The sequence below is a fragment of the Leifsonia sp. KNZ13-11D genome (assembly GCF_056754895.1).
Genome location: NZ_JBPGWU010000001.1, coordinates 709,025 through 720,176 on the forward strand (window position 1 = coordinate 709,025; position 11,152 = coordinate 720,176).

At 67.1% G+C, this 11,152-nt stretch carries 14 protein-coding genes; 12 read left to right on the forward strand and 2 right to left on the reverse strand.

Annotated features, from left to right (window positions below; translation table 11 throughout):
* Window positions 1-71 precede the first annotated feature (71 nt).
* From ACR9Y5_RS03530 to ACR9Y5_RS03570, 9 genes are all read left to right on the forward strand, one after another.
* The gene (locus ACR9Y5_RS03530; RefSeq protein WP_481296675.1) at window positions 72-212 is read left to right on the forward strand and encodes a hypothetical protein; all 141 of its coding nucleotides are present in this window, start codon (window positions 72-74) and stop codon (window positions 210-212) included.
* Window positions 209-1,330 (forward strand): molybdopterin molybdotransferase MoeA, encoded by a 1,122-nt coding sequence (locus ACR9Y5_RS03535; protein ID WP_481296676.1) that lies wholly within the window; start codon window positions 209-211, stop codon window positions 1,328-1,330. The genes ACR9Y5_RS03530 and ACR9Y5_RS03535 overlap by 4 nt, the downstream gene beginning before the upstream one ends.
* Window positions 1,327-1,950 (forward strand): molybdenum cofactor guanylyltransferase, encoded by a 624-nt coding sequence (gene mobA / locus ACR9Y5_RS03540; protein ID WP_481296677.1) that lies wholly within the window; start codon window positions 1,327-1,329, stop codon window positions 1,948-1,950. Before ACR9Y5_RS03535 ends, mobA begins: the two co-directional genes overlap by 4 nt.
* Window positions 1,947-2,216: a DUF6457 domain-containing protein gene (locus ACR9Y5_RS03545; RefSeq protein WP_481296678.1), complete on the forward strand. Its 270-nt coding sequence runs from the start codon at window positions 1,947-1,949 to the stop codon at window positions 2,214-2,216. The genes mobA and ACR9Y5_RS03545 overlap by 4 nt, the downstream gene beginning before the upstream one ends.
* Window positions 2,217-2,518: 302 nt before the next feature.
* A complete protein-coding gene (locus ACR9Y5_RS03550; protein WP_481296679.1) occupies window positions 2,519-2,932 on the forward strand; it encodes a nuclear transport factor 2 family protein in 414 nt (137 codons plus the stop codon).
* Between the two features lie 175 nt (window positions 2,933-3,107).
* Window positions 3,108-4,157: a glutaminase A gene (gene glsA, locus ACR9Y5_RS03555; RefSeq protein WP_481296680.1), complete on the forward strand. Its 1,050-nt coding sequence runs from the start codon at window positions 3,108-3,110 to the stop codon at window positions 4,155-4,157.
* A gap of 108 nt (window positions 4,158-4,265) precedes the next feature.
* The gene (locus ACR9Y5_RS03560; RefSeq protein ID WP_481299511.1) at window positions 4,266-4,454 is read left to right on the forward strand and encodes a tyrosine-type recombinase/integrase; all 189 of its coding nucleotides are present in this window, start codon (window positions 4,266-4,268) and stop codon (window positions 4,452-4,454) included.
* Window positions 4,455-4,867: 413 nt separating this feature from the next.
* Complete coding sequence (locus ACR9Y5_RS03565; protein ID WP_481296681.1) at window positions 4,868-5,395, forward strand: helix-turn-helix domain-containing protein; 528 nt, start codon at window positions 4,868-4,870, stop codon at window positions 5,393-5,395.
* Window positions 5,392-5,943, forward strand: a complete 552-nt coding sequence (locus ACR9Y5_RS03570) for a PIN domain-containing protein (protein ID WP_481296682.1) — start codon at window positions 5,392-5,394, stop codon at window positions 5,941-5,943. The genes ACR9Y5_RS03565 and ACR9Y5_RS03570 overlap by 4 nt, the downstream gene beginning before the upstream one ends.
* Window positions 5,944-6,054: 111 nt before the next feature.
* Here the strand turns inward: ACR9Y5_RS03570 and ACR9Y5_RS03575 are convergent, their stop codons facing one another.
* On the reverse strand, window positions 6,055-6,414 hold the full coding sequence (locus ACR9Y5_RS03575) for a hypothetical protein (RefSeq protein WP_481296683.1): 360 nt from the start codon (window positions 6,412-6,414) through the stop codon (window positions 6,055-6,057).
* 340 nt (window positions 6,415-6,754) lie between these two features.
* Here ACR9Y5_RS03575 and ACR9Y5_RS03580 point away from each other — a divergent pair, with 340 nt between their 5' ends.
* Together ACR9Y5_RS03580 and ACR9Y5_RS03585 are read left to right on the forward strand one after the other, a co-directional pair.
* Window positions 6,755-7,933: an AMP-binding protein gene (locus ACR9Y5_RS03580; protein WP_481296684.1), complete on the forward strand. Its 1,179-nt coding sequence runs from the start codon at window positions 6,755-6,757 to the stop codon at window positions 7,931-7,933.
* Window positions 7,926-9,065 carry a thiolase family protein gene (locus tag ACR9Y5_RS03585; protein ID WP_481296685.1) on the forward strand — a complete coding sequence of 380 codons (1,140 nt, stop codon included), beginning with the start codon at window positions 7,926-7,928 and terminating at the stop codon, window positions 9,063-9,065. The genes ACR9Y5_RS03580 and ACR9Y5_RS03585 overlap by 8 nt, the downstream gene beginning before the upstream one ends.
* A 33-nt stretch (window positions 9,066-9,098) precedes the next feature.
* Here the strand turns inward: ACR9Y5_RS03585 and ACR9Y5_RS03590 are convergent, their stop codons facing one another.
* Entirely contained in the window at window positions 9,099-10,325 is a 1,227-nt protein-coding gene (locus tag ACR9Y5_RS03590) for a YbfB/YjiJ family MFS transporter (protein WP_481296686.1), read from the reverse strand.
* A gap of 144 nt (window positions 10,326-10,469) precedes the next feature.
* On the opposite strand from ACR9Y5_RS03590, the gene ACR9Y5_RS03595 reads away from it, so the two are divergent.
* Window positions 10,470-11,039: a TetR/AcrR family transcriptional regulator gene (locus ACR9Y5_RS03595; RefSeq protein ID WP_481296687.1), complete on the forward strand. Its 570-nt coding sequence runs from the start codon at window positions 10,470-10,472 to the stop codon at window positions 11,037-11,039.
* The last annotated feature ends 113 nt before the right edge of the window (window positions 11,040-11,152 follow it).

The following is an 11,152-nucleotide window of genomic DNA, read 5'->3' on the forward strand; positions in this document are numbered from 1 at the left end:
TGTGAGGGGAACGTAACCGGGCGTGATCGCAGGGCAACGGCGCGGACATAGCCTTCTCGTACCGTGGTCGCATGAGACGAGTCGAGAGCACCCGGAACGAGATCGCGGGCGCGGAACCGCACACCGTCGAGAGCTACCGTCACGCCGTATTGGCCCTCGTCCGGACGCTTGCGTCCGAACGGATCCCCGTCGTCGAAGGGCTGGGCGCGTGACCGCGGAGACGATCACCGCATCCACCCCGGTGCCGCTGTTCGACAATGCAGCGATGGACGGCTTCGCCGTACGAGCGCGCGACGTGGCCCGCGCTGCGCCGGATCGTCCGGTCCGCCTCAACGTCGTCGGACGCCGTACGGCCGGACCGGGGACGGCAGCCTCGATCGGCCCCGGCGACGCGGTGCGCATCATGACCGGTGCGCCGATTCCCGTCGGCGCCGACCTCGTCGTGCCGGTCGAGTGCTCGCTCCCCGGCCGGTTCGTCGATGGCGTGACCGTCGACCTGTGGGCTCCGGCAAAGACGAACATCCGCCGTCGAGGGGAGGACATCGCCGCGGGTTCGCCGATCCTGGCGGCCGGGGTGTCGCTCACACCGCGAGCGCTCAGTCTGCTGGCGGCTGTCGGCCACCACGACGTTGTGGTAGTGCGTCGACCGCGCGTCGCGGTGGTGTCGTCGGGCGACGAGCTCGACGAGCACGCGGGCGGGGTCGCTGGCACCATCCCGGACTCGAATTCGGTCTACCTGCGCGCAGCGGTGGCATCACTCGGCGGCGAGGTCGTCGGCTGCCACCGCGCGCTCGACGACACGGCCTCGGTCGCGTCGGCCATGGATGAGGCGTCAGCCGGCGCCGACCTGATCCTGTCCACGGGCGGCCTTGGCTCCGGCTCGCACGACCTGATGGGGCGAGCCGCCGCGGAGTCGCCGGGCGGGATGCTCGCCCGCGTGGCGATGCGACCGGGGCGCCCGCAAGCGCACGGAACCTGGAACGGGGTGCCGTGGATCGCTCTGCCGGGCAACCCGACGGCAGCGTTCGTCTCGTTCGAAGTATTCGCCCGGCCGGCGCTCGACGTCCTCTCCGGCCGGCCGGCGGGAGCCCACTTCAGTGCCGAGACCGTGTCCGAGGGGTGGGCCGGGTCGGCGGGAGCCGTCCGGTACCTGCCATTAGCCGTCACCGACCGCGCGGACGGTGGTCTCGCGGTCACCCCGTTGGGCCACCCGTCGGGTGCCGCACACGCTCTCTCGTCGATGTTCTCCGCCCCGCTGATCGCCGTGGTCGGGCCGGATGTCGGCGACGTCCATCCCGGCCAGCTCGTGACCGTCATCCAGCCCGCATGACTGGAGGAGAGATCGTCGCGCCGCTTGCTGCGGTCGTGCTGGCAGGCGGTCGGGCGCGACGGCTGGGCACCCCGAAGCCTGCGGTACGCGTGGGCGAGGAGACCCTCCTGGAGCGATCACTCCGTGCCACCGACGGGATGACCGTCGTCGTGGTCGGTCCCTGCGATCTCACGGGGTCCGTCGGGCTGCGGCCTCACGTCACGGTGACGTGCGAGGAGCCGCGTTTCGGCGGTCCCGCGGCCGCGGTCGCCGCGGGACTCGACGAGCTCGCGCGTCGCCACTCGACGGCCGATCACGTGGTGGTGCTCGCCTGCGACATCGTCCGCGCGCCGGACGCCGTTGCTCTCCTGCTGCGCGAACTCGCTGCTGCCGGCGACGGTGACGGCGTCGTCCTGACCGACGCGGCGGGTCGCCCGCAGTGGCTGTGCGGGGTGTATCGCGCCACCGTCCTGCGTGCGAACGTCGAGCGTCTGCGCCGGCAAGATGCCGTCGACTCCGCCCCAGCCCGCGCGCTCTTCGACCTGACGCGGCTGACTCACGTCGCGGATGAGGCGGGCCTCAGCGACGACATCGACACGCCCGACGACTTGGCTGCTGCGCACGAGAGGGTCCGGACATGACCGAGTTGGCTGCATGGGTGTGCGCGCTGAACGATGAACTCGGCACCGACGTCACCGCCGAGGTGGTGTCGTTGGTGTTGGAACTCGCTCGGGACGCGGCTCACAACATCGCACGGCCCGCTGCGCCGGTCTCAGCGTACCTGGCCGGGTACGCAGCCGGCCGTGCATCCGGTACGGTGTTCGACCTGGAAGCGGCATCGAACCTGTTGGAGCGAGCGCGAGCGCTTGCCGTCGCGTCCCAAGGGGTTGATCGCACGACTGGATGAACCCCATGGAGCGGCGCTGGTCGGCAGTCGCCTCCGGTGCCGACGGTAACAACCACGAACGCGGAAAGTGATGCTCCGAGATCAGGTTGCATCTCGAGAGTCTCCTCGTTGGGTCCTCGCTGCATCCCGGCAGCATCCACGCCGGCACCGACAAGGGCGAGATCGGTGGTCTCGCCTCGGACGCCGCACGCGGTCGACGCGTCTCCGAGATGAGGGCGCCCTGCAGTCCCGGACCCTTTTTTCTCGATGGCGAAGTAAAGGAGCACTTCCGGTGGCGGTGGGTCCGCGAGTTGAATGCTGTCATGGACGATCGCGAGGCGTTTCTCGACTGGTTCAACACGCGGTGGCGGGCGGCCGAAGTCGCGCTCCATGGCGGAGATGCAGCGCCTCGATTCCAGACGTGGTCCGACCGCGAACCTGTCACGCTGTTCGGTGCGTGGGTCAGCGCGGAGAACGCGGTCGCCGTGCGCGAGGTGTTCGTCAGGCTAGCTGAAGCGTTCTCCCATGCGTCCAGCAGCGAGATCGAACTCGTTGCTTCCGAGGTGAGCGGCGACCTCGCGTATACCGCGCATCGCGAAATCACCTCGACGATCGTCGACGGCGAACCACGAAGCTACACGCTCCGGGTGACGCAGGCCTACCGCCGCGAGGGCGGGGAATGGAAGGTCGTCCACCGCCATGCGGACGAAGTGGGCCCCGCAGCTGAGCGACCCTGAGCACTGCCTTCCCGCACCCCTCGCGATGTTGAAATGGGCGCGCCTGGGAGGCCGTTCTTCTTTCTCGGTGCCGAGGACGAACCGCATTCGGGGCCATGCCGCCCGCGTAGTTGGGCGCCTATCATGAGCGTGCAAGCGCCGGGGGTGCCCTCAGGCGCCCGAGACGGAGGACCCGATGGCTTACCTCGAACGACAGACTCCGCTGCCCGATTTCTCGACCGACGCCGTCCATTCGGACGAAGTGCCCGTGCAGGAGAATGTGGTCTCCACGGGCACCCTTCCCGACGTCGAACGAGTCCACGCACTCATCGAAACCGCCCACGAACGCTACCGCAGCCTGGATGACGGGAAGGTCGCCGACTACATCCCCTCGCTCGGTGAAGCAGACCCGGCCCTCTTCGGCATCAGCGTGTGCGGTGTCGGAGGCCAAACGACGAGTGTCGGTGACTCTATCCACCCCTTCTCGATACAGTCGATCTCCAAGGTGTTTGTGTTCGCCCTGGTTTGTCATGAACTGGGGCACTCGGAGGTGTCGCGCCGCGTCGGCGTGAACAACACGGGCCTCCCGTTCAACTCGGTCATGGCTCTTGAACTCAGCGACGGCGACCCCAGGAATCCCCTCGTGAACGCGGGCGCGATCACGACGACGAGCCTGGCGCCCGGCTCGACGGCGGCGGAGAAGTGGGACTTTGTACAACAGGGACTATCCCGCTTCGCCGGGCGGCGGCTCGAGATCGACGATGAGGTCTACGCATCGGAGTCGGCCACCAACCAGCGCAATATGGCGATTGCCCGGCTCCTCCAAAGTTATGGGCGGATGCAATTCGACCCGATTCAGGCGACCGACGTCTACACGAGACAGTGCTCACTCCTAGTCACCGCCGAGGACTTGGCGGTCATGGCCGCCACTCTCGCTGATGGAGGTGTCAATCCGATCACCCGGGAGAAGGTCATCGATGCATCCGTCTGCCGTGACACGCTCGCCGTGATGGCGACGAGTGGACTCTACGAGTTCTCCGGGGACTGGCTGTTCGAAGTGGGCATTCCAGCAAAGAGCGGTGTCTCGGGCGGCATCGTCACGGTCGCACCGGGCAAGGGCGGCCTCGGAACCTTCTCACCGCGCCTCGACCCTGCCGGTAACAGCGTGCGGGGGCAGCGGGCGGCCCGGTTCCTCTCTCATTCGCTCGGACTCGATATTTTCGCTTCGACCCCGGGCGGGGCTTGATCCGTTTGATCGCAGCCTGAGACGCCGGCTTGGAGGAATCGAGCTGGGCCCGCGAGCCACTTCCTGCGCTCGACGGATCGAGGAGGGTCGCCTTGGGGCTACCCGAGTCTGTCGACGCACTCTTTTCGCAAGACAGTGGCCACCCTGCTCGACCAGGCGGGCCTGTCGGCTACGGAGATCGCTGATCCCTTCGGTCACAAGAGCCCGTCGATGACGCAGGGCGTCTACATGAACACGATCAAGTGCGCGACGCGCGCAGCCGAAGTGCTGGACAAACGGCTGGAAGGCCTGATCTGAAAGTGCGGGGTTTGCGCGGGGTGAACGATTCAGCGAAATGAAAAACCCCCGGCTGACCCGGGGGTTTTGTGGCTCCGACCGGCATCGATCCGGTGACCTTTCGATTTTCAGTCGAAATCCTAGCGTGACAGAGGCTCTCGTACAGTGACAGATCGTTGATTTTCCGCGGAAGGAGATGCTCTGAGATCGCGTTAGATCACGTTGGATCTCGGAGGATTGTAGTCACAATGTAGTCACGCGTAGCTGCCAAGACCCTCACTTTGAATTTTAGTGTGTGATGCTGGCGGGCGTGCGGCTCTGACTTTCGTGTCCGGGAGAAGTACTACTTGGGCGTCAAGCCTGAGCTTAATCTGCACCTGTCTGCGCGCGGAATGGTGTTCGATTTTTTCGATTTGACGTCTAGGATGGATGTCATGAACACCTCGACCGACACGCCGCGCGTCGCCCGTCGGGCTCAGACGTACCTCCCCGAGGCTGGTGCTCGCGAGGAGCTACTCGACTTCGCCCAGTTGATGCACGAGCTCGAGGCCTATCTCACGCGGCATTCGTCCAAGGCGGCGCTCGTGGACCCGCACGGTGAGGCTCGTCCGATCCCGGATGAGATCTTCCGCATCCTCGAGCAGGTCGCGAATGCTCTCGCGGCGGGGGAGGGCATCACGGTCGTTCCGCAGGGCATGACAATGACGACGCAGCAGGCTGCGGACTTCCTCGGTATCAGTCGCCCTACGCTGGTTCGTCTGCTCGAGGCTGGCGATATCGCGTTCGACAAGCCGGGCCGTCATCGTCGTGTCCGATTGGAGGATCTGGTCGCATATCAGGCGAACTTCCGTAGCGAGCGGCGTGCCGCCCTGCGTGAGCTTCGGCGTGCCAATCTCGACGCGAAGGTCCAGGTCGGAAACCCGGCGGAGGTCAAGCGTCTCGCGGAACTCGACGCTGAGTGAGCTTTCCTGCCTTCTTCGATACGAACGTCCTATACGGGGCGCTCTTGAGCGACTTCATTCTGGAGCTCGCTGACAGAGGCCTCTTCCGGCCGCTGTGGTCGAAAGACGTCCTGTTCGAGCTTGCGAAGAACCTTGTGAAGAACGGCGAGGACCCCACGCTCGTCGAGAAGCGGGTCGGCACTATGGAGCGCTACTTCGCCGACGCGATGGTCACCGGCTACGACGACCTCGTGCCGACGATGACGAACGACGAGAAGGACCGGCACGTGCTCGCGGCCGCAGTCCGCGGCGGTGCCGAGGTGCTGGTGTCCTTCAACACCAGAGACTTCCCGGAGAGCTCGGTCGAGCCGTTCGACCTCGAAGTCGTGCACCCCGACGACTTCCTTCTGGACCAGCTCGACCTCTATTACGCACCCACGCTCCGCGCCCTTGTCGAACTCGTCGAGGGCTACGACTCCCCGGCGATGACCGTGGATCACTTCTTGCTCGCGCTTACCCGTGCCGGCGTGCCAAGATTCGCGGAGTCCGCGCGGGCCAAGCTCTACTGAAGCCGCCCTCGCGATGGTGACGCAGAACTCGAGCGTCGTGGAGTCTGAGTCTCGCTGACGGAGAAGATGCCTCGCCTGGTGGGCTTGTTGTGAGCGATGCCTTTACGCGTGTCAACGACCGACACGCTTGCTCAGCGCTTGCCGGCTCAGCCCGGTGCGCGCAGCGAGAGCATTCCAACTCTCGCCGACGTCCTGGAGTCCGGCGATCAACTCGTCACGTTCTCGAAGGGCGGCGTTCTGCTCGAGCCGAATGCGGTCGAGGGTCTGCGATAGCCAGAGTCGCTTGAGGGCGTCGGCGTGCGTGCTCCACTTTGCCTCCAGCTCCGACAACGCGTCGGCGGCGTGCCGCTTCGCGGCCTCACACTCCCGCTCGAGAGTGCGACGGGATCGGATTGCTTCGTGATCTCGACGCTGCCGTTCATACGACGCCGCGCGTCGCTCGGTGCGCGCGGATGAGCCCCGGTTTGCCATGCAACCAGGTTTACACGGAACCCCTGTCATACCGCGGCCGCGGCGCGAGCTCGCTTAAAGTGCCTGCGTGCATTGGCTCTTTCGTTTCGTCTTTCTCGGCTGGGGCTTCTTCGACCCGTCGTCCCTTTCAATTCATTGGTACTTGGCCCCCCTCTCTCGTTCATGGCCTTCTTCATCTCCTCATCGCACTGCGCTGTCTGTCTTGTCGCCCGGTGCTTCCAACCAAATTGGCGTTTCATAGGCCGCGACTCTCGTAGTCCAGCGGCGGCCGTCCCAGTGCGGGCTGACCTTCTTGGCTGGAGACAACACACAGGGTTTCGAGCGTGCGGAGAAGTATAAGATGATCCTGAACGGCGTTCAGGTGAACGTTGTTCAGGTGGGAGGTCCCGTGTCGTCGGTCATCGCCGTGTTGGACGATGATTGCGCGTTGGTTGAGCACCTCGAGGCGATCCAGGCGAACGGGGATGTGCCCATGGTGCTCGATCATCGCGCGCCCGCTGCGGCGCGATCGGCCGCCGTCGATGCCGCCTCTGCCGCTGATCTGAGTGGGATCGCCTGGGCTACCTCAACCTCGGGAAGTTCGGGCGCGCCACGCGTCGTCCTGCGTAGCGAGTCCTCTTGGGCGGAGAGTTTCGCCGCTGTCGCCGAGCTCATGACGCACTCGTCGCCGCCCCTGTGCTCCGACGTGGCCCGCGAGGTCTTCCTGCCGGGGCCGGCTTCGTCGTCGATGACGCTGTTCTCGCTAGCTCATCAGCTCAGCGGCGGCCCCGCTGCGCGACTCCTCCGAGCGGCCGGCAGTGACGGAATGCACGGCACACCTGAGTCGCTGCGACGTGTGCTCGAATCCGGTACCGCCCCCGGGCTTCGGGTGGCGCTCGTCGGCGGGTCGAGGCTCGATCCCGGCCTTCGCCGTCTCGCCGAGGCATCGGATGTCCGGGTCGCGGCATACTACGGGGCGGCCGAATTGTCGTTCGTCGCGGTGGATGAGGGCGACGGTCTTGCCCCCTTCCCCGGTGTCGAGATCGAGATCCGCCAGGGGGAGGTCTGGGTGCGGTCCCCCTTCGTGGCCGCCGGCTATGCGGGAGCCGCAGGCCCTTTGCGACGTCATGGCGCGTGGGTGACTGTGGGGGATCGCGGGGAATGGGTGCGCAACAGCGAGGGAGCTCCGCGGCTGCGGTTGCTCGGACGCGCCGACGAGGCGATCCTGAGTGCGTCGGCGACTGTCGTTCCCGAAGAGGTGGAGTCGGTCCTTCGTGAGGTCGCGGGAGTCCGCGACGTGCTGGTGTTCGGCCTTCCGATCCAGGGGATCGGCGCGTTGGTGGTGGCGATGATCGAGCCCGGAGACGCCCGGTTCTCACTGCCGCAACTCCGAGCCGCGGTCACGGCTCGTCTCGCTCCCGCTCACCGTCCCCGCCGTTGGTTCGCTGGCCCGATACCGCGAACTCTCTCGGGCAAGCCAGCGCGGGCGGAGGCTCGTCGTCGTGTGATGGAAGGGCAGGCGAAGCGTCTCGATGCGTGACCTCGGAGCCGGATCCCGGAACGAAGCGGTGATCATCGCCGCGCGTCGAACCCCGATCGGGATTCGCGGGCGCGGTCTCGCCCGATTTCGTGTGGAGGAACTCGCGGCGCCGGTGCTGCGCGCGGTCGTTCGCGATGCCGAGACGGCACTGGGACATGAGATCGAGGTTGCGGACGTCATCCTCGGCAACTGCATGGGACCCGGCGGCAATCCTGCCCGCGTCTCCGCATTGGCCGCGGGCCTCGGCGTGCACACACCGGGAGGCACCGTCGACCGGCAGTGCGGGAGTGGCCTGGCTGCGATCGTGGATGCGGCAGCCGGGATCGACGCGGGGGACCGGCGGATACGAATAGCGGGAGGTGTGGAGAGCGCCTCGACCGCACCCGTGCGAATGCAGGGGGATGTCGCGTATGAGCGCGCTCCGTTCGCGCCAGAGGGCTTTCCCGATCCGGACATGGTGCGTGCCGCCGAAGACCTGGCTCGACACGACGGCATGACGCGGGCGCAGGTCGACGCCTACGCCGCGCGCAGCCGCCGGCGTGCGGCGATCGCATCAGCAGCCGGCGCGTTCACGTCCGAGTTGGTCCCACTCGGCCGCCTCGACCGTGACGAGGGAGTCCGGGGAAGTGAGCGGGTCCTCGCGCGCCTCCCCTCCCTGTACGCCGGCGGGATACTCACCGCGGCCTCCTCGACACGGCTCAATGACGGCGCGGCCGCGGTCGTCCTGGCTCCTGCCGGAACGGCGCGGGGTCTCGCCGTCCGAGCGAGTGCGGTCGTCGGGTGCGACCCGGCGCTCCCGGGGATCGGCGCCGCACCGGCGATCATGCAGGCGCTTGCGAGAGCGGGGCTCGCAGTGAGCGACGTGTCGGCGTTCGAGGTCGTGGAGGCTTTCGGCTCTCAGAGCATCGCCGTGCTGGAGCGGATCGGAGTGGCTGAGGACGACCCGCGGGTCTGCGCCGACGGCGGAGCGCTGGCCCTCGGTCACCCGTGGGGGGCGAGCGGAGCCATCTCCGTGGTCCGTCTCTTCAGCCGCCTCGTCCGAGCGGGAGCCCCGCACGGCAGCTACGGCGTCGCCGCGGCTTCCGTCGGGGGCGGGCTGGGCATCGCCGTCGTGCTCGAAGTCGTGGACTGAGTCGGTCGGTTTCGCCGAGAACGACCGACCGTCCTACTGGTCCGAAGTGCGTGGCTTGCGCTGGAAGAGCACCGCCACGCCTGCCGCGAGCAGCAGCACCACCGAGAGCCAGAGACCGCCGACGATCCCCAGTCTCGTGTCGGACACGACGCCCGAGGCGACCGGCCCGACGGCCTGACCGACGGAGAACGCGGCGGTGAGAGCCGCGATACCCGCGGTCAGCGCCGCGGGCGGAAGGAACCGCTTGGCAGTCACGGTGGCGGCGGTCGGTCCGGCCATGAAACCCGCGCCGAAGATCACCGCGGAGATGAACGCCCCGACGACGCCTGGCCAGATCAGCACAGGGATGATGCCGATCAGAACGACGAGAGTGACGAGCGCCGGTCCGAGGGCCGAATTGAGCCGGGCGACGACAGGTCCCCAGATCAGCAGTGTGCCGAGCGCCGAGGCCACTCCGATCGAGATGAAGAACGCGGCGATCGCCCAGGCGCTCAGCCCCTGCTGGCCGACCAGCGCGACGACGAACGTGAGATACGAGACGTAGCCGGCTCCATACAGGACGTACCAGATGAAGGTGGGGGTGAGGAAGGCGAACGAGGTGCGCGGACCTCCCGCGGCGGCTGGGGGGTCGACACGCTTCGACGCGACGACCGTCGGCCAGACCGCGAGCACCGACAACAGGCCCATCAGGATCCAGCCGGCCGGCCAGCCCTGGATTCCAAGCCAGCCGAGGACGATGGGGACCGCGATGCCCGAGATCGCGATTCCCGCGCCGACCCCGGCGATGTAGATGCTGACCATGATGGACGACTGGCGTGGCCGGGGCACGCGGATGCGGGACGCCATGGCGGATCCGATCACGAAAACGACCGAGGTCGACAGGCCGCCGACGAAGCGCACGATCGTCAGGTAGATGTAGTCGCCGGATGAAGCTGTGGCCAGTAAAGCCAGCGCGCTGATGATCATGCCGACGACGAAGACGCCGCGCTCGGTGAACCGCCGGGCCAGCACAGCCGCCGTGGCGCATCCGATGACATACCCGACGGCGTTCGCCGTCGTGATCCCGCCGGCGGTCGCAAACGACCAGCCCAGGTCCGTGCGCATTGCGGGGAGCAGGAGGGCGTACGCGAAACGGGTGAACCCGAGGGCAACCACCGGTGCCGCGGCCAGGCCGATCGCGATCAGGGCGGCGGCCCGGAACTCCCGGCGTTCTGCTGTGCTGAGCGGTGCGGTCGTCGGTTGTGCTCGGCTTGTCGACATGGTCTGGTGCCTCGGGTTCCATAGGGATCGTGACGCGATCGCGCCCGACTGTAATGTACCTGCAACTACACAATTCCGCACCCGTGCCGTTGTCGCCGGGCGCCAGAATTGACCCGTTAGTACAGAACCGCTATCGTTCGCGGCATGGGAAGGCCGAGGAAATTCGAGGCGGACGCCGCCGTGGAGCGCGCGATGGAGGTATTTTGGCGCAACGGCTATGCCGGCACAACACCTCAGTTGCTGCTGGACGAGCTGGGTATCGGCAAAGGCAGCTTCTACAACACGTTCGAGAGCAAGCATCAGCTCTTCATATCCGCCTTGGAGCGATACAAGCAGCGGCGGATCGATTACCTGGCCGCGGCCTTCGACGCGAAGGGTCCCGTCCGGCCGCGGATCGAGGCGGCGGTCTACGAGCTGACCGGGCTCGGAACCCATGCGCAGGGCTGCTTAATGGTCAACTCGATCGCCGAGGTCGCCAGCGTCGACGCGAGCGCGCGTGGGATTGCCGACGATCTTTTCGCCGGTATCGAGACCGCTTTCCGCGACGTGGTGGAAGCGGGGCGCCGGTCCGGCGAGTTCCGCGCCGAGTCGGACGCGGCCCGGTCTGCCTCGATGCTACTGACCACCGTCATCGCGACGAGCATCCTCTTGAAGATGCGAACGGATCCGGCTCGCGCGGTCGTGGCTGTGCGGGAGGCCGTCGCGTCGCTCTGAGTGCCGGCGCCCGCCGACGCATGGGGGAACTGCGGCGGGCACCGGCGCGAGTGCATCGTCATCGATGGGCAGTCGACCGCCGCCGTTCCGGCGCGCTCGCACCAGCAGCGTAT